Here is a 21,703-nt window from a genome sequence, read left to right as displayed (position 1 = left end):
CCGTCTCTAACACCGGTGCAAGCACCAGCGCTTGCACCGGTGCCTTCTCGGCACGTCAGCAAATCAGCGCAAGGCGGCCCTCACCGCAGGGTTACTTTCGATCTGGCCTGTCTCGGCGTCCCAGCTTTCCTCTCTCAGCGTCGTCAGGATACCGGGTCGAAACCGGTCGCCCCTTCACGGCCGCACGGGGATCGCAAGTCAGCAAGAACGGGGTTACCGCAAGCCAGGTGCAGGCACGCGATTTCCTCGCCGCACGCGCCAAGGATCGCAGGGCACAATTCCAGCCCGATGGCCCGCTGGTGATCGTGTCAGGTGGCCAGAAGGATTGGCACGATTTTGCGATGATCTGGGCTATCCTCGACGACATCAAGTCGCGGATCCCGAACATGGTCCTGGGCACGACCGGCATGCGCAAGGGCGTCGACGCCATGGCCGGTGCATGGGCGCAGCAGAACGGGGTCAACACGATCCTGTTCGTCCCCGATCAGCGCCACGGCAACCGGGCTCCGTTCCTGCGCAACGAGAGCATCGTTAAGCTGAACCCTGTTGAAGCGATCATCGGTGAAGGGTCGGGCATCCAGTCCAACCTTGCACAGCGCCTCCGTCAGGCAGGCGTGCCGCTGCACATCCGCCGGATCAGTGATCAGGCGCAGGTTCGGTCGCGCAACTTTGCGTGAGCGCTCTTCGGAAGGCTCCGGCTTATCCCGGGGCCTTCCGCTCTTCTTTTGCGCAAGGGGCGGGCTCTGGGGGCATCGAACCCCCTTCGCCCGCTGACGCGAGCATCGCGATCCCCTGAGTTTATCAGGCGCGCTTGTGCCTTGGCTCGGCGCGCCTTGCCCATGCTCGATGCTTTGCATCTTGCGGGCATCGCTGCCGCACTAACTGCCACACCCGGACAATGGGTCGACCAGCCATCCTTGGGGTGAACCAGAACCACCTGGCGGCATTCTGCCACCAGCTCAGGTAGTGAGAAAGAAGAGGGGGATGGAGGAGACGAGCAGCGACAGGAGGCAAAGATGCTCGTCACATTCCGCGTCAAGGATATCGAGACAAGGCTCAATTCGAAACCGGCTCAGATATGCCCGCCAGAGCTCGCAGCACTGATGCGCAGACTGCACACCGCCAACAGCACGATCGATGCAGACCCAGGCGAATTCCTGGCCGCGCCCCTGAACTTCGAGATCAATGCCAACGCGCTTGCGATCGCCGAGTTCGCATCCTGTTTCGACCATCGCCCGGAAATGATCGCGATCGTCGAGGAAGCACAGTTTCTTGGACGAATGCTGCGGATCGAGCACCACCAATACGACGCACCGATCACGATGCGGGTGAGTGAGCACATTGCACTGGTAGGCGACATCACAATGAGCAGCGACCTTGCTGCAAAGGTGCTCACCTCGCTTGGCTACCACCGCCAAGAATCTGGCCAACTGTCCCTGCAAAAGCTTGGGACAGCGCTCGAGGATCACCGGACTTATGCGGCTTTCGCCAAGGCAGGAATCACTCCGCTCTTCGAAAGCCTCGCGTTCATCGCCGCCACCGATTGTGGAGAGCAACATCCGCTGCTCGAATGGACCTCATGACTATCCGGACAGCAGTTCACGAGCAGCCACGAACCGACTGAACTCGTCGCCATGTTTAACGCTCGATCTGCAAATTGCCTCCTGCAGGATCGAGGTGGAAAAGGGTGCCCGGCACGTTGCCGCGGTGCCCTTTTTTCATGCCCCCTGGGTCACGGCACTGCCGAACAACCACATTCCGGCACATAGCTTTCGCGAAGTCGCTGGTAACGCATGCCTCCCGCCGCAGGCACGTCCACCACCATCGCCATGAGCACCCCGCCAGCATACTGGTCAACCACTAATTTCCCGACCGAGAAGCCGTGCTGCGCCGGCTTCCGCACCATCGAAAAATTAGCGGTCAAGCCTCCGCTTCGCTCCGGTGACCAGCACACTGACGGGGCGCTGTTTCATGGCATGGCGGACGAGCCGCCGAGCGCCAGGAGGCAAGGTCATGTGCTACACAACAGAAAGCTACGAAGACGACATTTCAGTGCTTCGCCAGATCAATCCCAACATCATCGCCCTTGATGAAAAAACGCTCGAAGCTGAGCGGCGCTCCTACCACACATTCTTCGACGTCCATGTCGTCGAGACCCGGGACGGGTACATCCTCATTGAGGAGGGAGACTATGGCGAGCTGCCGATGCACCTGATCGATCAGATCGTCTACACCGCTACAGGCAAAATGGCCGATGAATTCTGACGAGACAGGGCGGTGGTCACCGCCGCCCAACTCGGCAAAAATCAGGCCTCACCCGCCGAGCTTTTCGAGAGCAGAAATCGCTACCTTTGGCTTCACTTTGACGGCTAGCTCCAGAAGGGCAATCGCCGTATCCTGACCGACCTTTTTGATGAGCCGATTCAGCTCTCGTTCTGCTTCCTCACGCTCAAGCTCTGCAAGCTTCTGCCGGCGCTCCTCCAGCTCCTTTTCCGCTGCTGCCAGGGCAGATCGTTCGCGTTCAAGTTTCGACACCATTGCGCATTCCTCCAAGCCTTGAAAGACCATGCGAAGATGCACCAATCGCAGGGTCTGTTCGAGGCATTTTTTTGCTTGCTGCTCTCGCGATACTTCATCTCGAAGCATGCCCAAATTGGACGCCCACCTTGATCGAACGTGGTGCCAATGACGTGACACAGCGGTCCACAGAGGCAGGCCAAACGTCTGTGGTCAGTTCGCGAGTCCGGCTCGCCGGCACATTCCCCCCGGAAGACCAGCTGGGCCAGTGATCCCCCTATGGCACTGAACCTAGCACAGGGCCTAAGTCCCTAATTTTATGCACACCGTACACCCGAGGTCGGGTAGTTTGTCGTACTAAAGCATTGAAATATAACAATCCGGCTAACGTCCCGGAGAGGGGTTTGTCGCCCTCTCCGAATGGCCATTTGCCCACTGAAGCAGAGGGCAATTTACAGCGAAGGCCAAAGAAACCGTATGACCATCCCGGCCCGATGCGGCTCGATGGTTACATGGCCCGGATGAGGCCGCCCGCAGCCGATACTATTCTGTGGGATAGCCTCGTGCCGGGTTTTGGCCTGCGGTGTTTCGCGTCAGGCGCCAAAAGCTGGGTGATTAGATATCGGGACCGCAGTGCTCGGCGGTTGAAGACGATCGGCCATCCCCCGGCTCTCGATGTGCATCGCGCGCGCCGTAGTGCGCAGGCGCTGATTGCGGTAGCCGAACTCGCCGGACTGCCGCTTCCTGAGGACACACAAACGCAGGAGCAGGTCCTGTTCGGAGCGGTGGCCGAAGAGTTGATGGGCGCGCTCGCGCGCTCGTGGAAACCGAGCACGCTCAAACGCAATCAGGACGCGCTGCACAGAGAGTTGATTCCCGCTTTTGGCGAAATGCCCATCGCGACAATCTTGAAGCCGGACGTCGTTCGCTGGCGCGACAGCATGGCCTCGCGGCCGCATGCCTTCAACCGCGCTTTGCCAGTGCTCTCGATGTTGATGCAGGAGGCGGAGCGGTTCGGGTATCGCAAGCCTTCCTCCAACCCTTGCCGCCTCATGCCGCGCTACCCCACAACAAAGAAGGAGCGCTTTCTCAGTCACAGGGAATACCGCAGCCTTGCTGCGGTATTGAAGGACGCGGAAGGGGAGATGGCGCAAGCAGTGGCGATCATCCGGCTGCTGATTTACACCGGCGCGCGTTCTGGGGAAATCACCGGCCTGAGATGGGAATGGATCAAGCCGCCGCGTATCTTCCTCCCCGACAGCAAGACAGGGGCCAAGGTCATCCTGCTTAATGCTCCGGCCCGCGCCGTGCTCGAACGGGTCGGGCAGGGCACACACGAGAGGGAAGGGCTTGTCTTCCCCAATTCGGCGGGCACCGCGCCGATGAACATTCAACCCCACTGGATCGCGTTGCGTGCCCGCGCAGGGCTGCGTGATATGCGCCTGCATGATTTGCGCCACAGCTTTGCTTCTGTCGCGATCCGCGAAGGGATATCGCTGGTGCAGATCGGCCGACTGCTCGGCCATGCCCTGCCCGAGACCACCGAGCGCTATGCCCATCTTGCCGATGACGATGTTGCGCAGGCAGCCGAGCGGGTCAGCTCTGCCATCGCCGCCGGGCTGGGGCTTCAGCTATGAACGCCCGGGTACTATCGGAGCTTGTCGCCGCAGAACTCGTCAAGCTCGGCCTCGAAGCCAATCGCGCTGCCGAGCGCGGGCAGCGTCATACGCGCTGGTGCCCGAGACAGCCTGGCTTTGGCACCCGCAGCTATGCTGGCGGGCGCAGTGTCTATGTCGTGCAGACCAAGATGCAGGGCCGTTTGCGGACGGTCACTCTGTGTGACGTGCGGCTCATTACAATCACTAAGGCGCGCGCCATCGCGCGCCGGGTGCTGCTGCGTGCTCAGGTTGGCGATAACCCCGCCTGCACTCGTACAGAGCGCCGCGCCGTTCCGCTGTTCCGGCGGTTTCTTGATGAGTACTGGAACGCTGTGTCGCCGAGTTGGAAATCTTCGACCCTTCAAAGCAACCGCCATTATCGCCGTCATCTCGAAAGAGCCTTTCCCCGCGCTTATCTTGACCAGATCGGCTCTGGTGATGTGCAACGTTGGTTTGCAAAGATCACGGAAGCAGCAGGACCCGCTGCTGCCAACCGCGCATTTGAGCTTTTGCGCGCGTTATTCGTCAAAGCTGAAGAGTGGGGCATTCTTCCGGAATCTGCGAGCCCGTGTCGCGGAATCACGCGCAACAAACTGCGCAAGCATGAATGCCGACTTTCCGCGATAGAGCTCGAGCATTTTGGCGTGACGCTCGTCAATGCCGAGGCCAATCATCCGATGGCAGTGGCGGCCATCCGGCTGATCGCGCTTACGGGTTGCCGCAAGAGCGAGATCCTGAACCTTACCTGGAATGAAGTGCGGGGTCGCCGCCTGCTACTGACCGATGGGAAAACCGGTCCACGCACCGTGTGGCTGGGAAGGGCAGGGGAGGCGATCCTCACCAAACTTAAGCCTCACCCCGCGCTCGACGAAGTGTTCTGGCATAACGATCAGCCCTTGTCTGTCTCGCGGCTTGATCAGGTCTATCGGTCTTGCCGGGACGCAGCCGGGCTGGGCCACGTAAGAATGCATGATCTGCGCCACAGCTTTGCTAGCTATGCTGCGTCAATGTCCGAGACACTGCCGATGATTGCAAGGCTGATGGGGCATGCCAGTACTGCCATGACCTCTCGCTACGCCCATCTTGACGACGCTGATGTGCTCGAGGTTTGCGAGCGGATCGGCGAAGTGATCTCTAAGGCAGTGGGTGAATGGCGTGAAGGGTGAATGCTCAGCTCGACTTTTATTTTATGACAGGCGCCAGAGAGTAGTTGCAGCAAACGCTCAACGCGACGAGCCAGTCCCGATCCTAAGCGACACGGCGGATGATAATGGTTCCGGATGTGTTAAGGCCGTTCTCGCCCTTGCGATTAGTCCAGTACTCGCCGCGAAGCTCGCCGTTCGACATGACCTGGACGATCCCAGCCCCTGCATGCGTTCGGGTGTCTGTCGGTGCCACCGGCAGCGGGTCGACCTGAGTGTAAACGTAGCTCAGCTTTGGCCGCGCGGGCTTGACCCAACTCGGTCGCACGTAGTCTGTGGTGCTGCACCTTTCCGTCCCGTCGGGAACGATCTCGATCTCAATCTCGAACAGCCCGACCTTGATCCTGACATCGGCGCCCGTGACCTTTGCGTCGGCGTCGGTGACCGGCTCGGTCAGCGCGTCGAAATGTGGCCCGTTGCCATTGGCGGCCTTGTAAAGGCGCTCGATTTTCGGCCAGTTGGACCTGATCTCGGCCCGCCACTCGCCTTCGAGCCAAGGAAACCACCAGAGGCGTCCTAGCGTGATCCAGTGTAAGAAGCGCAAGGCTGGCGTCCAGCTAAGAAGCAGGGTCAGGCCGGTCAGGAGGGTAACTATCCGACTGGACCACTTTAAGATGTCGGCCGGCGTCTGCACCCCGTCGAAGCCGACGAGTATCGCCACAGGTGCGAGCACCAACGCAACGAGGATGGTCAGCAAGATGGACCGGTTGAGCGCCAAGATCACAATGCGCTACTCGCAGCTTCCGCGGCGCACGCAGAACGGCCGCTCCGATAGGCGACTTCCATGCCCTCGCGGAAGACAGCGATCCCGAAGTCGCAGCTCGCAACCCCGGTCGCAACAACCCCTGGAATCGCCGAGCCGAACAGTGCGGCCAAGTAGCGGCCCCCAAAACGTCTAGTGCGGTCGATGGATGCGTGGTGAATGATCGGCGGCGAGAAGTACTGTCCGAGGCGGAGGATTCGAAGTTCCGGGCTCAGTACATGAAACCCGTCGTGATGCTCGTTCGCCGGGTTTGAGATGGTCGCGAGAACACCAGCGACATCTGTCACGATCCCTGGGTAGCTGATCAAACGCAGCGGAAGGATTGGCAGATCATCTGGCGCAGCGCTAATTATTACGCCGGTACCGGAGAAGTTGGCGCCGGCGCGCGCGTCAACCTCGACGAGTAGTCCGAGCAGAGCGTCGGTCAATTCAACAGCGGTTTGACTCATAAGGACCAAGTGAAACAAACGGCCACAAAGCGCAACGTTGGATGCGACCCTCCCTCTCCTTGAGCAGTCCCAAAGGACATTTTTGAAAGAGAGCTCATCGCGGATACCTAGAATCTGCGCAATACGCCGCAGACCGTACGCCTACAGCAAAGGCGACACGCAGTCCAAAAAGGCACTGAGAGATGTGTGATCCGGAATAGCAAATCGTCACAATGTTCCTTGTTTGTCCTCGCCGCCTAGTGCTACAGTTGTCGTAGCCCCTTATGCGTGTTGGAGAATCTCTTGCCTAGCCCCTTCCGCGTCCTCAGTATCGATGGCGGCGGCATGCGCGGGCTGTATTCGGCGTCGTTTCTTGCCGGCATCTCGCAATTATTCGAACGCGAGCGTGAGACGGGCATGCTTGACATCGGTAAGGGCTTCGATCTGATCGTCGGAACTAGCACTGGTGCCATACTCGGCTGCGCCGCGGCCGTGGGCGAGCCGATGAGCAAGGTCGCCAAGCTCTACAAGGAGCATGGCAAAGCTATCTTCCCCATCCGCCTACCGACGAACCTTACCGGTGCGCTCATGCAAGCGAAGACTCGGCCAAGGCATCTCAAGAACGGTGATCAAGCGCTCCGCGCTGCGCTGGTTGCAGTGCTCCAGCAGCGGACCATCGCCCAAGTATATGCAGAACGTGGTATCGCACTGGCCATTCCAGCTGTCGAGATGGGGCACCAGCGCTCGTGGGTGTTCAAAACGCCCCACCTCGGCGGACACCGCGACGACCACTTCACCCTGGTTGACGTCTGCATGGCGAGTAGTGCCGCGCCAATCTTCCGCTCGCTGGCAGCGATCCAGATGGCCGATGGGCTCGGCGGTCATCGTGTATTTGCCGACGGCGGCTTGTGGGCCAACAATCCGGTGCTCGTTGCTTTGCTGGATGCTCTGCAGATGGCCCCAGTAGATCGCGAAATTGAGATCTTTGCTCTAGGCACCTGCCCTCGCCCGGAAGGCGAAGCCATCGAAGAAGACGAGGTCCACCGCGGTTTGCTAGAATGGAAGCTTGGCGGCAAAGCACTGCAGTTGAGCCTTTCAGCGCAAGAGTTTGCCTTTGACAACATGGCGCGATTGTTCGCTGGCGTTCTCGAGACTCTGGGACGCAAAGTTTCGATTATCCGCTTTCCCAACGGCGCGGTGCCACCCGACACGTTACAATACCTTGATCTCGACGATGCTCGGCCAGAAGCAACTAATCGCCTATTGGCACAGGCCCGCGCTGACGTGGTCTTCACTAAAAGCGCCTGCGATGACAAGCGCAACGTCGTTGGTCAACAAATCGCCCGGTTGTTCCGCGACATGCCACCCCTTCAGCCGAGCCCAACCGGAGAATAGGAATCTATATGTTTGACACGTCACTAGAGGTTTCAGAGTTCCATGCGGAGGAGGTAGCGCTTCCTAACACCGAGCGCACCGAGATGCGGCGTCGCCGAGATGCCAACCGGACTAGGCTCAAGCATGGTCTGGCTAAGGCTGAGAAACCGGCTCCAATCGGCCAACATACGCAGGGCTCCTATGCGATGCGCACCATGGTTCAGGATTCCGACACCGATTACGACATTGATGACGGCGTCTACTTCCGCAAGGATCTGCTAGTCACGCCTCAAGGCGGTGAGATGAGCGCGTTAGCCGTTCGCCAGATGATCTGCGACGCCTTACAGGACGATCGCTTCAACAAGGCACCGACGGTGCTCAAGAACTGCGTACGGGTTTTTTACAACGAAGGTTTTCATGTCGACGTACCAGCCTATCGGCGCGTCAAAATCGACGATCCCTGGACCGGCCAGAAGAGCTACAGCTACGAGCTGGCGAGTTCGGACTGGAAGGCATCGGACGCAAAGGCGGTCACCAAGTGGTTCAAGGACCGCAACGAGGCCCACAGTTTCGACTTTGACGAAAATGAGGGTCAGTTCTGCCGCGTAGTCAGATTACTCAAAGCCTTTGCGCGCAGCCGGTCATCTTGGAAGAGCATGACCGCAACCGGCTTCATGCTCACCAAGCTGACTGACGAATGCTTCTTCCCCTCCGCCGGCCGCGACGACCTGTCTCTGCGCGAAACCATGAAAGCGATCCGCTGGCGACTGGCCGGCAACACGATCATCAACCACCCAACGCTCAATAACGACACGATCACCCACGACAATGACGCGCGTCCTGGTCACTTCAGGGATCGGCTGATAGAGAACCTCAAGCACCTTGATGTTCTCGATCGCTACGATTGCACCCATGAAGAGGCGATGGCTGCGTGGGACAAGGTCTTTTGCAGCGAGTGGTTCCGAGCACAGCCGGCACCGGATGGTGAGAGAGGTAACGGCGGCTCGGTCGCCCGTGAATCCAGCGCGCCTACTGCCCCGGTCATCAAGCGTGGTGGCGGCCGATATGCGAGCCGCCACGGTTGAGTTTCTTCGAAGAACGACGTGAGCAAGCGCTCCATGAGGTTGCCACTTGGGCTAGCGTCATCAGGGGCGGGGCTAAGCTGACCCGCGAGCAGCTTCGCTACTTGGGCTTCGGTGACGACTGGGACGGATGGCGGCTTCCACTTGAGGGCAGCGGTTCGGTCGACCTGCTGCTTGACGGCGAGTTCCCCTACTCAATTCCGCGGGTCGCACTTGTCGGCAGGCCCGACCAGCTAATTGCACCGCATGTCGAGAAAGATGGCAAGCTCTGCCTTTCCGGAGACAATGGCAGGTCGGATGCGATGCGGCCTGCGGAAGTCGCAGCATACTGCTACCAGGAGGCGCTCAGCCTAGTCCTTGAGAATGAAGCTGGCAGGAACACTGACGATTTCCATCTCGACTTCTCAGCTTACTGGCGACGGCAGCTTGAGAACGCGCCGGCGGTCTGGGTCTGGCTGGGTCGGGATCAAAGTAGCCGGTTAGTCGCCGCGTGGCACGGCCAAGCCTTCACCCTCATTGCCGAGAATGAAGACGACTGTCAGTCTTGGCTCAACCATCGCTTCGGACCGAAGAAAGAGCGATCGGTAAGGTCAGCGCTCGTTGTAGGGCTGGATGCTTTGCCGTCTCCCAGTGACTACCCCGTAAATGGCGGTAAACTAAGGCGATTGATTGCCAAGAGCGCGCCTGACAGTCTCGCTATCTTTGATCGCTTCGTCAGTTCAATGTCCGGCAACGCCGTGGTGGTGCTTGGCGGGAAAACCTTGGACGGCGAACCGGCTTGGGCACCTGTGATTGTGAGCGACGGCATATCTTCTAGCGGAGGCAAGTCCCGAGCGGGGGCGCTGCGCGGATTTCGAACGAGCAGGAAGCCGCCAGCATTGCAGGTCCTCGATCGCGGCGTCAAGCGCGCTTCTCCGACCCTTGTCGACGCTTACATCAGCCGCCTTGAAGGCGGCCTCGGCGAAGGCTTAGCTGCAAAGCGGGTAGTCATCTTCGGTTGCGGGTCGCTTGGGGCAGGTGTCGCCAAGATCCTGCTGCAATCTGGCATCAGACGCATGGTCTTGGTTGACCCTGAGAACCTCGGGTGGGAAAACATTGCGCGGCACGAGCTCGGTGGTGACAGTGTGGGCAAGGCAAAGGCCACGGAACTCGCCAATCGCTTTACCTTAATGTACCCGCATGTCCGCGAAATCCTAGCCACGGTAGACAGCTGGCAATCGCTGGCACGGCGAGACCCAGGTGTTCTTACTGAAGCGGATCTCATCTTGTCGCTTATCGGCGACTGGAACTCAGAAGCGGCACTCAATGATCTACAGCGTGCTCCCGGTGGCGCGATAACAGCACCCATTCTTTATGGTTGGCTAGAGGAGCATGCCGGAGCCGCGCATGCCTTAGCAATCGGCAAGGCAGGGTCGTGTTTCCGCTGCGGCTTTGATACGACCGGAGGCGCGACAGTGCCCGCAACTAAATGGACGAGCAAAGGGCCGAACGTTTGCGGCGGTGCTACCAGCGTCTATGGCGCAGTGGAGCTTGCTCCGTCTCAGGCGTTGGTCGCCAGTCTTGCTATCGACCTCCTGCTCGGCCGAGCTTCGGCGCCGGTACGCCGCAGCTGGCTGGCACCTCGATCGACCATTGGAGGATTGGGCGGCCGAATCAATGCTGCCTGGGAGTCGGTATATGGTGACGTAGAGTGTGGTGGGCGTATGATGGCCGCACCTTGGCCGCAAAAGGTAGATTGTTCATGCTCTTCGCCCTAGAGGAACTGCCGACTTGTGGTGAAAGGGTCGAGGTCTTTTTATCATCTGGTGTCCTGCAGCACTTTGCCAGGTATCGGCAGACGCGCTTGTGGCACAGGGAAGCCGGCGGACAGCTCTTCGCTATCATCGATGGCGGACGCTGGACGATTGTCGAGGCCACTGGCCCGCGGCGCTCGGACATGCGCTCGCGCTTTGGCTTTCGCTCTAGTCGGACTGCGGAGCAGGCCGAAATCACGGACCGCTTCGCGAAAGGGCTACACTACGTCGGAGACTGGCATACGCACCCGGAGGCAATTCCGACGCCTTCTGGGGAAGATTTGGGCAGCATGGCCGAGATGATTCAGACGTCCGATTATCAAACAACTGGGCTGCTCATGCTCATCATCGGAACGCAGTCGCCGCCTCAAGGCCTTTACATCGCTCTTCATTGCGGAACTGGCTGGTGGCGACAAATGTGTCTGCAAAGCCGGTCCAGATTGCATCGGCACGGAGGAAGTTACCCGAATACCTCGCCGAGCATCGCCGGGAGCAGCTGATGGAGGTGAGCAGTTGCCTCGGCTTGGGCGACATTGGCGGCGCGAGCCTTGGCCTGGAGGCTGTCGAACCAGAGCTGGGCGCCCAGCGAGGGGACCGGCACCTTGATCGCTTGTAGGCGTTTGGTGGCAAGGGTGCGGTTGCGGTCTGCGCTTCCCGCCGATGCTTTGCTGACCTGATAAAGACCCTCTTCCGACTGAAGATAGTACCAGAGGAATGGCGCAGTGGCCCGAATGGCATCGGGGACGCAGGTCAGATACCGGTGTGAACCATGCTTGCAGTGATGTTCGCGCTCGGCGACAGCAAATGCGCCTTCCCATGCCTTGATGTTGCTGAACACGAGGTCGCCCTCCTCGATACGGTAAAGCGACTGCCAAGTCAGTTCAGCGCCGATGAGGTCAGGCTTCTCGAAAAGCCCCTTGCCAAAGGAGCGGACGCCGAGTTCAGGATATGAGGCATCCGGGTCGATCGACACTGGACGGCGCACCAGCGGGGCAATGTCGCCCATCGCCAAGCGCGGCGCATCGGCAATGATCCGCGCGAACGCGGCTCGCAGGGTTGCTTCAATCTCAGCTGTTACCTCCGTTGCCGCATTCCCGCGCGTGGCTAGCGCGCTTGCCGCTTGGCCCAATTTTCTAACAATAGCTTGTTGTTCCGTGATGTTCGGCAAGGGAATGGACTGTCCGAGAAACCGGCTTTCCTTGAGGCGGACACGATTGGTGCTTCCTTCACTGGCACTTTTGCAGATCGCGATGAACCATGCAGTCCGCGCTACCCATGCGACATATTCAGGCAATGCTTTTGATGAATCGACATTGAAGGCAGGAAAATCGCTCGACACGACTGCACCATTCAATTCGGGCGGAACGATCCCGAATGCACCATGGCGGGCGTCGATCTTCGAAATGACGAACTGATTGGTCGAAACGCGGTTCTGCTGAGCAGCCGCGATTTCAGATCCTTTGACGCGCCCACGAAGCGCAAGCCCCTTCCCCCACAACCGGGCGGTCACTTGCGCGTAAGTTTGATCCGGGTCCAACTGGATCCGGTCTGCGTTGGGAGAGAGCAACTCGCCCAAAGGCACCGAGGGCCATTGGCTCATACAGGAACCTGCTGCGAAACGAGCCCGCGAAGTTCACCCAGAAGCTCCAACACTTCAGTTTCCTTGGCGTAGGCTGCCTCGACAATTTCCGCCGGGGTTCGGTGATCTTCAGCGGCTTTGGCATTGGGATTTTTGCTGTCGAGATTGACCGCGACAACTTGCCCACCAGCATCCCTCTCGATGAGCGCAGGGCCATCGACCAGCCAAGCGCGCGGGTCCTCGCCGCGTGTGTCCCACCAGGCGCTCAGGTCGGCCAAATCGGTGGACTGCAACGGCGCGGTCTTGGAATACTTGCGCCTGCCTGCGGGCGCGGGCTGTTCCCAATAGGCGATTTGCCCGGTCGGGCCGGTGGAGTCGAAAAACAGCAGGTTGGCGGCAATGTCGGTATAGGGGGCGAATACACCCTCTGGCAGGCGCACGATGGTGTGGAGGTTGAAAGTCTCCAGCAGGTCAGCCTTGATCCGAGCGGCAACGCCGGTGCCAAACAAGGTTCCGTGCGGAACAACCACGGCGGCGCGGCCTTGGCCCTTGCGCTTCAGCCGCCGCATGATCAGTTGCAGAAACAGCTGCGTGGTTTCCGCTGTGCGGCGATCGTCGGGGAAGTTAGAGAGGATACCTGCCTCTTCTTCACCGCCGAACGGCGGATTGGTGAGGATCACGTTGACCCGTTCACGCTCGCCAATTTCAGACAGGCGAAAGCGCAGGGCGTTACCGGGATCGATTTCGGGCGCTTCCAGTCCGTGCAGCAACAGATTCATCTGTGCCAGCAGGAAGGGTAACGACTTGGCTTCTATGCCCTTGATGCTGGCGGTTTGCAGCTGCTCGCGCCGTTCCACGGTGTCCGCCTGAAGCGCCATGTGCGTGAAGGCTTCGGTCAGGAAGCCGCCGGTACCGCAGGCCGGATCAAGCACAGTCTCGCCGATGGTCGGGTTGATCCGTTCGACCATGAAGCGCACTACGGCGCGCGGTGTGTAGAACTCGCCACTGTCACCCGCCGCATCGCGCATTTCGCGCAGCAGCGTTTCATATAGCCGCCCAAGGGTGTGCATTTCTTCGGAACTGTCGAAGTGGATGGCGTTGATCAGGTTGATCACATCACGCAGCAAATAGCCGCTTTCCATGCGGTTGGTGACGCCGCGAAACACGGTCGCGATCACGTCGCGCCGGTCGCGTCCGCCATTTGTCCCGCGCAGGGCTCGCAAATAGGCGAAGAGGCCAGGGCCTTCGCTGCCATCCGGCAACGTGGTCTTTTCAGCGGTGATAAAGGTCAGCAAGTCCGGCCCGGTGATGCCGTCCTTGTCCGCCGCCCAATCCCGCCAGCGGTAGGGCGGCTCGATGGCCGAGGTGAACGCGCTGCCGGCCAGTTCCGCTTCGTCCTGGTGCATCCGCTCAAGGTCATCGAGGAACTTGAGGAACATGATCCACGTCAGCACCGGCAGCCGATCAAGATCACCATTCAGTCCCTTGTCCTTCCGCATGATCTTGCGGGCAGACTTGACGATGGAATCAAGGCGTTGGGCCGTGGTCTGGGGGGCAGTGTTTTTCGGGGCGCGGGCCATGGTATTCCTTATCAATTATCAGGCCGCATAGAGCGCTTCGGTCAATTCCGCCACAGCCTCGCGCATAGCCTGCGGGCCGCCAAACAGGCGCGCGATCTCGCTCGGGTTGCCGAAGTCGGAAATAGGCTGAACCTTGAGCGCCTGAGGCAAGGACAACTGGTCAGGGCCAGTCGCGGCGTATTTTTCCAGCAGAGCATCGATCACGCGCCGCGCTTCTTCGCCGTAACGCTGGAACAGATCGGGCTCCTTGGCACGCAAACGCTGGGCGCGTTCCGTGCGTGTGGTGAGCGGTGCATTCCAGGCAAGATGACAAAGCAGATCGAACGGATCGTCATCGGGCCTGCCCGCATCGACCTGAAGCGCGACAAGATCAATTCCGCGTTCGGCCAAGGCGTCGATGATGGCACCACGCTTGTCCGGAATGGCCCATTCAGCGCGGAAAGCCGCAGGCGTGGGAAACAGGGTCCGCACCTTTTCGCCGGTCCAGTCGGTCAGCTTGCGGCAGGTAAGCCGCTTGCCGTCAGAATCCAGATCATAGACGAGGTGCGCGACGACTTCGACTTCACCGCCATCCACATAGAGCTTGCGTGGCAGCGCCTCGGGTTCGTCCGGTGGCAGAGTTGTCGTTCCATCCCCACCATCTAAGGAATCCACCGGGCTTTCCGGCTCCCTCTCATCGGTTGAGACGACTTCGCCTTCGGCGTCGATCTCGGTCGTGATTTCATCGGCGGGTTCACCATCGAAGGCCGGATCAGCGAACTTCTCGGTAGCTGTTCCGGTGTAATCGAGAATGTTGAACCACAGCTTCCCGTAGTCCTCGCGCAGCCGCGTGCCGCGCCCGATGATCTGCTTGAACTCCGCCATTGAACCGACGACCCGCGCCAGGGCGACATTCTTGCAGGTAGGGGCATCAACGCCAGTCGTTAGAAGCTGCGAGGTGGTTAGGATCACCGGTGTTTCGCTCTCCACGTCTTGAAACGTGCTGAGCTTACCCTTTCCGATGTCGCCTTCGTCCGAGGTCACGCGGGTCACGTAGTCAGGATACTTCGCCACCATATCGGAATTCAGATTGATCAGCGCCTGCCGCATCTCGCTCGCATGGTCCTGATCGACGCAGAACACGATGGTCTTGGCAAACCGACCGGTGTTCTTAAGGAAGTCGGTCAGATGACGGGCAATGGCCTCGGTCCGCGACCGCAACGCTACGATGCGTTCGAAGTCTTTTGTCTGGTATTCCTCGTCGGGAATTTCGCGCCCGTATCGATCCAGTTCCCCGGCCGATGGCCGCCAGCCAACGGCATCGAGATCGGTGACGATGCGATGCACGCGGTAGGGAGCTAGGAAGCCATCCTCGATCCCCTGCGCGAGCGAGTATGTGTAAAGCGGCTTGTGAAAATAGGCGTAGGTGTCGCGGCTTTCCTCGCGCAACGGTGTCGCCGTCATGCCGAGCTGGTAGGCTGGCTCGAACCATTCCAGAATTTCGCGCCAGGTGCTGTCAGACCGCGCACTTCCCCTGTGGCATTCATCAATGATGATGAGGTCGAAGAAGTCTGGTGCGAACTCCTTGTAGAGGCCGGGGCGGTTCTCGTCGCGTGCGATGGCCTGATAGGTCGAGAAGTAGATGTCGCGGCCATGGCTGATCGCGTTAGCGCCCAGTTTCCAGCGCGCATCGCCGAACGGCGCGAAAGTCTTGTCTTTGGGATCGTCTACAAGGATGTTTCGGTCGGCAAGGAACAGGACTTTGGGCTTGCGGTGATCGCCCCGCTTGTTCCAACCGGCTGACCATAGTCGCCAGCAGAGCTGGAATGCGATGGCGGTTTTGCCCGCCCCCGTGCAAAGGTTGAGAAGGGCGCGGCGCTGCCCGCCCAGAATTGCTTCCATGGCCCGATTGACGGCAATCTCTTGGTAGTACCTGGGCGGCCTTTCAGGATCGGGAAAGCCCGGCGACATCAGCTTGGCCGTACTCTCACCAGAGATTTCCAACTGGGTTTCAAGACGGGACCAAAGTTCGCTCGGTTTCGGGAAATCGCTACGCGTAACTTCGGTCCCCAGCGCGAGATCGATTTCGATGATGTCCTGGCCGTTGCTGGCATAGGCGAACCGCACGCCCAGCACTTCGGCATAGTCCTTCGCTTGCTGAACGCCGTCCTGCGCTGAGCGATAACCTGCCTTGGCCTCAATAACTGCGATCGGATAATCGGGCCGATAACGCAAGATGTAGTCCGCGCGTTTCCGCGTCCCTCGGCGGGCCACTCCGCCCACGAAGAGCACGCGTCCGTCTGTGAAAGTCCGCTGTTCCTGAATCGCACAAGGTGCATCATCCCAGCCCGCAGATTGCAGCTTCGGCACAATGTATTTTCGGCAGGTGTCAGCTTCGGTATTCATCCTACTGCGCAATCTTGCTGATCAAATCGACTTTGGCAACTACGTCAGCGCGAGGGGCCGCCGCTCCACGTCAAAAAAGCGCACTCCGTAGTTGGGATCTGGACGGTGATTTTGCCAGCCAACATGGTGCACTCTATCGAGTTCAGGAGGGCCTTGCCAAAAGCTGGGCCTGATGGCGCTGTGCAACTACGATATGTCCGGTGCGAAAGCGATCGTCGCAAGGGCTTTGGTAGCATCCCCGCGGGTCTGGTACCTGCCAATGAAGATCCCCGGATCCGCCTGATCGGCAACGCGGCTAACTTCGCATTGACCGTTGGCACATCGCGTGAGGCGATAGGCGCGCCCATTTGATCGGCAGAATACGTCCTTCGAACCTGAAACCGGCGTCCATTTGCAGTCAGCGCCTGACACAAAGCGCTGCTCAAGCGATCGGCGCTTCTCTTCTTCGGCTTCCTTCCAGCGGGCGCGTTGCTCCGCTTGCAGCCGGTCCCCCTCACGCTCGACATGCTCCTGAAGGGCTCCAACGATCGCCGGCAGTTCAGTGCCTTCGGCATGCTCGCGATCAAAAAGCTCTTTGCAGGATTCCCGCAGATCATCCCTCGCAAAGTCGCACCGATCTTGCTCCTGCAGGTCCCGCATCCGCTGAGCCACATCAGTCCGTGTGAGTGTCGGCCCAGGCATGGTGTTGAGGTGCTGCGTCAAAGCATCGGTCGGGACCCAGCAAGGACCCGCACGGATCACAAGTTGCTCGCGCGTAGGTGTCCACTTCCGCCAGGCCGTATTGTTCCGGTTGAGGGTCGACACGATTGCGGCTGCAAGGTTCGACAATGCGCGGTAGTCGCGTATGTGTTTGAGCGACGGGCTGCTGATATATTCGACGAGCAGTCGGCGGACCATCTCGGCTTCATCGGGCATGGGTTTCCTCCGTATAGCTGATGCAGCGTGGTGGATAAGTAAGGGTCATCTTGCACCTCTGTCGAACCGAGCCTCCAAGCGGTCCTCTAAGGAAGGCCATCAGGATCGATCGGTTCAACGATCACATTTCCGGATTGCGCTACAGCTGCTGCGATATTGTCCAAAAGATCACCCCCTTTCATGACTTCAACACGCCCCTGACCGAACCCGGACAGGCGCTGCAACGCGCACTCGTGCGCACCGAGTTGCCGGCCGTTGTCCGGCTGCCCGCACCACTCCTTCGAGCGGCGTTTCCCTCTCTGCGATCGGTGCAGACCTGACCGTGCCCGGTCTCATCGGGGCTCAGTCAAAGGGATGGTCCCCTGGACGACAAGAACAGCTTCGAAAGGCAAATCTCATGAAGAACACGGTCACCCTCGTCGGCTTTGTTGGCAACACTCCCGAAACCCGGCAAACGCAGTCCGGCGCAAAGATCACCACGGTCTCTCTTGTCACCACACGCAGCTTCAAGGACAGCGAAAACAATCGCCAGACCGAGACCGAATGGCACCGCATCACCTGCTTCAACGGTATTGGCAAATGCGTCGCTGATTACGTTGCGAAGGGCGCCATGATCATGGTCACCGGCCGCATCCACTACACCCGCTGGACCGAAAAACGGTACCGAACGGTACGGCTGCGAGATCATTGCCGAGCAGGTCGATTTCCTGGCCAAGGCCAAGGAAGCCGCTCCGGTCGAAGCGGAAAAGAAGCGGCGCTCAAAGTAGCGCCGCCGGCATTCTTCGCCTGCCAGAATGAGGACCCTTGCCGCTGCGGCGGCAGGGACTTTTCGCATGCTTGAATCACGCTGCTCGAAGTGTTCAATTGTTGAAAACCATAGATCGCTGGTTTGCAAAAAAATCGAGTTCGCAAGGCTCGATCCGGGCCTTGTGACGGCCACCTTGTCAAGCTTGTGCAGCCGAGCGGAACATCAGCATGATAGAGCCCTCTATCAAGCAAGCAAAGTGCGTAAAAATTCATCTGAAATCGTGCAGCCGGGCCATTGGCCGAGGCGGGGTCCGAGGCTAGGCCATCTGCGTGTGTCGCATCCGCGCCGAGGCCGCTGCCCACTTCCAAAAGTTCGGCCTTCAACGCCCGATCGCTAACACCGACTGGCGCGAACGCAGGGTAAGCTTGGCGGCATCGACTGCGCGCCAAGGTATCAATTGAGGAACCCAATAATCGGCCCGATACGTCCGAATCCGGGTGGGGGATTCCGGACACTATCTTCTGCCCACCATGTGCTTGCATGGCTATCTGAGGGAGCGCCCGCAGGCCTTTGACAAACCGCGGCATCTTGACCCCTGCGTATGGCCAGATGACAACTTTTGCCGGTTTTGAGGTGGAATTCAGGTGCCTGAAGGGCTAACAGCCCTAGTCAGGAAAGCCAAATCATCAGCGAATCCAATGTGCTAGGTTTTTCGATATCAGCAAGGAATCAGTCCCTATGAGCAGCACACCGTACACCGCTGCGCGGTAGGCTGATGCAGCGAAGTTCTGCATATTTCACAATCAGTTAGGTAAGATTTTGCTCGAAATTCGCACGGTGCAGTCCGCTGCATACCGTCCAGTGCTCCATCATAAATATAAAAATACAGGGGCTTAGCGCTGCACCGGGCTGCATCTTCTAAGCTCTTGGCAAGGGGGCTGCAGCGTTATATACTCGGTCCTGCGATAGACGAACCACGCCTGAAAAGGTGTGGTAGTGGAAAAGAAACAGTTTCAGAGCGTCGGTGTAACGCTCAGCCCAAGGATGATCGACGTCGTCGATCAACTTGCGGCAAGCCGCGGTGTATCGCGGTCAGAAGCCATCCGCATTGCCCTTGAAGTCGGTATTCCGCTCCTGAAGGCGGGACTATCGCTCAATGCCGAGCGGGCTGTTACAATCCTCGAGCATACCCAGCTTGCGCTCTCGCTCATCGTCCAGGAGCAATATCCGGCTGATGCCGAACACCTGATCGCTCAGGCGCTCTCCAACGTGCGAGAGCATCATGGCTGAAGACATCAGGTTCAGCAAAAAAGCTGCCACTCTCACCCACGCTTCCGCGCGCGGAAAAGTGAAGCGGAACGCAGGCAATTTCACGCGCGGATCGCAGCTGTTCCACCATGAAATCCTGATGACCTGGGCGGGCATCAGAATGCCCCTCTACGTCTGGGTCGGAACCGCCATTCTTCTGCTGTGTGCCCTCGTCAGTTTGACCTTCAAGAACCACGAGGTGCAGCTCGTGCTTATGAAGCTCTACGCCGAGGCTTGGGGCTGGGTTCAGCTCAATCCGAACAAGCCTGTAAACCTGACGCTTCCATCGGGTCAGATGGTGCAAGGCACCATGTCCATGGTGCCCTATCATCCTGCAGTGGAAAGGGCGTGGGCCAAGGCTGTGCAGGTCAGCATTTCTGCGGGTCTTGGTGCAGCCTTTATCTGCGTCCCATTGACCGTCTGGTTCGTCGACTTTTCGAAACGGCGCGGCACCGACATTCTGACCGAGCGCCATGAGCGGGGGGCCGTGCTTGTGACACACAGCGAACTGGCCCAAGCCATCACCAGCCATAACTGGAAAGCGCATATCAGCGAGTGCCGCAAGCGCACGCCACCAGTGGACCCCGACAAGATCCTCGCAGAGCCCTTGAAGGACCGTGTTCGGGCGGGTCTGCATGCGCCTTACCGCCTGGCAGGTGTGCCGGTTCCTTGGCGTCTTGAGCAAAGCCATGCGATGTTCATCGGTACTACCGGTGCTGGCAAGACGACCGAGCTGAAGAAGATCGTCACGCAGGCGCGTGAACGCGGGCATCGCTGCGTCATTTTCGATCTGACCGGCACCTTCGTCGAAAGCTTCTATGATGCCGAAACGGACATCATCCTCAACCCGATGGATCGCCGCTGCGTGCCATGGTCGATCTTCAACGACTGCGACAATTACGCCGAATTCATGAGCGCTGCGACAGCGCTGGTTCCCAGCGGCCATAGCGCGGAAGATGACTTCTGGCAGAAGTCGGCACGCACCCTGTTCGTCGAGATGTGCGTCAAAATGATCAAGATGGGCGTGCGCTCAAATGGCGCGCTTTCCTACTTCCTGATGCAGTCGGATCTGAAGACGATCCATGCTCAACTTGAAGGCACGATCGCAGGTCCGATGATGTCACCCGCCGCTGCCAAAATGGCAGAGTCGATCCGGACCACCTTCATCGCCAATGCGAATGTTTTCCGCTTCCTGCCCGAACCTCCTCCGGGCGAAACCGGCTTCTCAATCAAGAACTGGATGACCACCGAGGTCAAGGAAGGGTCGATCCTTTTCATCACTTCCACGCACCCGGACCTGGTCCTCAATCGCCCGCTTTTGACGCTGTGGATGGACCTGGCCGTCAATGCGCTGTTCCACATGGGACGGACCCGAGATCTGCGCACCTGGTTTCTCATCGACGAAGTCCATGCGCTGCATCGTCTCCCGGCGATCGATCATGGTCTTCAGACCGCCCGCGCGTTTGGCGGAGCCTTCGTGCTTGGCATGCATTCCTTCGACAAGCTTGAAGAAACCTATGGCGAGAACGGAGCTACCAATCTGGCCTCGCTGGCGGGCACCAAACTGATCCTCAAGACGGCCGATCCCGAGACGTCGCGGCGATGCTCCGAGTTCATTGGCAACCGTCAGGTCCGGATCATGGATGAAGCCTATTCCTACGGCTATAATGACAACCGCGACGCCTCGACGATCACGCCTCGTACCAACGTCGAAGAACTCGTCATGCCGGTCGACATCAGCGACCTGCCCAGCATGCACGGGTTCGTGAAATTCCCCGACGGTTTCCCCGCTGCCCGGATCAGGCTGACGTGGAAGGATTACGAACCCCGCGCCAATGGCTTCGAGCGTGTCACCGACATGCGCGCCGCCGAATACACACCACCGTCCGGAGATATCGCGGAAATGGGGGGTGGAGATAGGGAAGGCGCGGAACCTGATATCGTGCCTCTGGAGCGCAGGGATCGCGAAGAGGTGGCGCTGAGTGAGGCGGAGCGGGCGGCGCAGCAATTGCGGGAGGCGATCGAGGGGCCATTGAACCCTGAGCGCGAGCTGACCGGAGAGGAGGTGGCGCGCAGGATCGAGGACGAAGAGGAGCGGGCAGAGTTCGAGCGCAGGCCAGCGCAAGGGGAGCTCTATGGCTATACCCGCCCGGGCAAGAAGGACCAACGCGAGCGGCAAAACCTTGCCATGCGCGACAGCGAAGAGCGCAGCGCGCAAGCGAAGATCGAAGGGCAAACGGGGCGAGCGCAGAACAGCAGGGCAGACGCGCAGGAGAGCGAGCTTTCCAAAGAGAACATGCGCGGCATCGGCAATGAAAAGCAGGGCCGGCAGGACCCTTCGATCGACGATGATCAGGAGCTTGGGCGATGA

19 protein-coding genes and 1 pseudogene are annotated in these 21,703 nt (G+C 59.5%); 12 read left to right on the top strand and 8 right to left on the bottom strand.

Features of this window, described 5'->3' with window-relative positions; translation table 11 throughout:
* Positions 1 to 227 precede the first annotated feature (227 nt).
* Together C7451_RS17800 and C7451_RS17795 are read left to right on the top strand one after the other, a co-directional pair.
* A complete protein-coding gene (locus C7451_RS17800; protein ID WP_244182017.1) occupies positions 228 to 677 on the top strand; it encodes a DUF2493 domain-containing protein in 450 nt (149 codons plus the stop codon).
* A gap of 339 nt (positions 678 to 1,016) precedes the next feature.
* On the top strand, positions 1,017 to 1,583 hold the full coding sequence (locus C7451_RS17795; protein WP_058818295.1) for a hypothetical protein: 567 nt from the start codon (positions 1,017 to 1,019) through the stop codon (positions 1,581 to 1,583).
* Between the two features lie 149 nt (positions 1,584 to 1,732).
* Here C7451_RS17795 and C7451_RS19830 read toward each other — a convergent pair whose 3' ends face one another.
* Complete coding sequence (locus tag C7451_RS19830) at positions 1,733 to 1,924, bottom strand: hypothetical protein (RefSeq protein ID WP_146215413.1); 192 nt, start codon at positions 1,922 to 1,924, stop codon at positions 1,733 to 1,735.
* 89 nt (positions 1,925 to 2,013) lie between these two features.
* Here C7451_RS19830 and C7451_RS17790 point away from each other — a divergent pair, with 89 nt between their 5' ends.
* Positions 2,014 to 2,265, top strand: a complete 252-nt coding sequence (locus C7451_RS17790) for a hypothetical protein (protein WP_202408386.1) — start codon at positions 2,014 to 2,016, stop codon at positions 2,263 to 2,265.
* A gap of 48 nt (positions 2,266 to 2,313) precedes the next feature.
* Here C7451_RS17790 and C7451_RS17785 read toward each other — a convergent pair whose 3' ends face one another.
* The gene (locus C7451_RS17785; protein WP_062345368.1) at positions 2,314 to 2,646 is read right to left on the bottom strand and encodes a hypothetical protein; all 333 of its coding nucleotides are present in this window, start codon (positions 2,644 to 2,646) and stop codon (positions 2,314 to 2,316) included.
* A gap of 365 nt (positions 2,647 to 3,011) precedes the next feature.
* On the opposite strand from C7451_RS17785, the gene C7451_RS17780 reads away from it, so the two are divergent.
* The gene (locus C7451_RS17780) at positions 3,012 to 4,154 is read left to right on the top strand and encodes a tyrosine-type recombinase/integrase (protein ID WP_110300239.1); all 1,143 of its coding nucleotides are present in this window, start codon (positions 3,012 to 3,014) and stop codon (positions 4,152 to 4,154) included.
* Positions 4,151 to 5,341: a tyrosine-type recombinase/integrase gene (locus C7451_RS17775; protein ID WP_110300238.1), complete on the top strand. Its 1,191-nt coding sequence runs from the start codon at positions 4,151 to 4,153 to the stop codon at positions 5,339 to 5,341. Before C7451_RS17780 ends, C7451_RS17775 begins: the two co-directional genes overlap by 4 nt.
* 82 nt (positions 5,342 to 5,423) lie before the next feature.
* Here C7451_RS17775 and C7451_RS17770 read toward each other — a convergent pair whose 3' ends face one another.
* Positions 5,424 to 6,074: a hypothetical protein gene (locus C7451_RS17770; RefSeq protein WP_146215412.1), complete on the bottom strand. Its 651-nt coding sequence runs from the start codon at positions 6,072 to 6,074 to the stop codon at positions 5,424 to 5,426.
* 23 nt (positions 6,075 to 6,097) lie between these two features.
* Positions 6,098 to 6,568: a hypothetical protein gene (locus tag C7451_RS17765; protein ID WP_146215411.1), complete on the bottom strand. Its 471-nt coding sequence runs from the start codon at positions 6,566 to 6,568 to the stop codon at positions 6,098 to 6,100.
* A gap of 288 nt (positions 6,569 to 6,856) precedes the next feature.
* Here C7451_RS17765 and C7451_RS17760 point away from each other — a divergent pair, with 288 nt between their 5' ends.
* Genes C7451_RS17760 through C7451_RS20515 form a run of 4 tightly spaced genes read left to right on the top strand, consistent with a single transcriptional unit; the run spans position 6,857 to position 11,317 of the window.
* Complete coding sequence (locus C7451_RS17760) at positions 6,857 to 7,963, top strand: patatin-like phospholipase family protein (protein ID WP_279629505.1); 1,107 nt, start codon at positions 6,857 to 6,859, stop codon at positions 7,961 to 7,963.
* Positions 7,964 to 7,971: 8 nt separating this feature from the next.
* Entirely contained in the window at positions 7,972 to 9,027 is a 1,056-nt protein-coding gene (locus tag C7451_RS17755; protein WP_110300235.1) for a cyclic GMP-AMP synthase DncV-like nucleotidyltransferase, read from the top strand.
* The gene (locus C7451_RS17750) at positions 9,024 to 10,781 is read left to right on the top strand and encodes a ThiF family adenylyltransferase (RefSeq protein WP_110300234.1); all 1,758 of its coding nucleotides are present in this window, start codon (positions 9,024 to 9,026) and stop codon (positions 10,779 to 10,781) included. Before C7451_RS17755 ends, C7451_RS17750 begins: the two co-directional genes overlap by 4 nt.
* Positions 10,766 to 11,317, top strand: coding sequence for a Mov34/MPN/PAD-1 family protein (locus C7451_RS20515; RefSeq protein WP_110300233.1), 552 nt, complete (start codon positions 10,766 to 10,768; stop codon positions 11,315 to 11,317). Before C7451_RS17750 ends, C7451_RS20515 begins: the two co-directional genes overlap by 16 nt.
* Here the strand turns inward: C7451_RS20515 and C7451_RS17740 are convergent.
* From C7451_RS17740 to C7451_RS17725, 4 genes are all read right to left on the bottom strand, one after another.
* The gene (locus tag C7451_RS17740; protein WP_146215410.1) at positions 11,278 to 12,417 is read right to left on the bottom strand and encodes a restriction endonuclease subunit S domain-containing protein; all 1,140 of its coding nucleotides are present in this window, start codon (positions 12,415 to 12,417) and stop codon (positions 11,278 to 11,280) included. The two genes, C7451_RS20515 and C7451_RS17740, sit on opposite strands and share 40 nt — an antisense overlap.
* Positions 12,414 to 13,976, bottom strand: coding sequence for a class I SAM-dependent DNA methyltransferase (locus C7451_RS17735; protein ID WP_110300231.1), 1,563 nt, complete (start codon positions 13,974 to 13,976; stop codon positions 12,414 to 12,416). The genes C7451_RS17740 and C7451_RS17735 overlap by 4 nt, the downstream gene beginning before the upstream one ends.
* Before the next feature lie 18 nt (positions 13,977 to 13,994).
* Positions 13,995 to 16,361, bottom strand: coding sequence for an EcoAI/FtnUII family type I restriction enzme subunit R (gene hsdR / locus C7451_RS17730; RefSeq protein ID WP_110300230.1), 2,367 nt, complete (start codon positions 16,359 to 16,361; stop codon positions 13,995 to 13,997).
* 186 nt (positions 16,362 to 16,547) lie between these two features.
* Positions 16,548 to 17,276 carry a hypothetical protein gene (locus tag C7451_RS17725; protein ID WP_110300229.1) on the bottom strand — a complete coding sequence of 243 codons (729 nt, stop codon included), beginning with the start codon at positions 17,274 to 17,276 and terminating at the stop codon, positions 16,548 to 16,550.
* 397 nt (positions 17,277 to 17,673) lie between these two features.
* Here C7451_RS17725 and C7451_RS17720 point away from each other — a divergent pair.
* From C7451_RS17720 to C7451_RS17710, 3 genes and pseudogenes are all read left to right on the top strand, one after another.
* Positions 17,674 to 18,043: pseudogene (locus tag C7451_RS17720) on the top strand (single-stranded DNA-binding protein).
* A 977-nt stretch (positions 18,044 to 19,020) separates the two neighbouring features.
* The gene (locus C7451_RS17715; protein WP_058818294.1) at positions 19,021 to 19,314 is read left to right on the top strand and encodes a ribbon-helix-helix domain-containing protein; all 294 of its coding nucleotides are present in this window, start codon (positions 19,021 to 19,023) and stop codon (positions 19,312 to 19,314) included.
* Entirely contained in the window at positions 19,307 to 21,703 is a 2,397-nt protein-coding gene (locus C7451_RS17710; protein WP_110300228.1) for a type IV secretion system DNA-binding domain-containing protein, read from the top strand. The genes C7451_RS17715 and C7451_RS17710 overlap by 8 nt, the downstream gene beginning before the upstream one ends.

It is taken from the genome of Blastomonas natatoria (genome assembly GCF_003201955.1).
Lineage (GTDB): Bacteria > Pseudomonadota > Alphaproteobacteria > Sphingomonadales > Sphingomonadaceae > Blastomonas > Blastomonas natatoria.
This window is presented reverse-complemented; position numbering and strand designations above follow the sequence as displayed.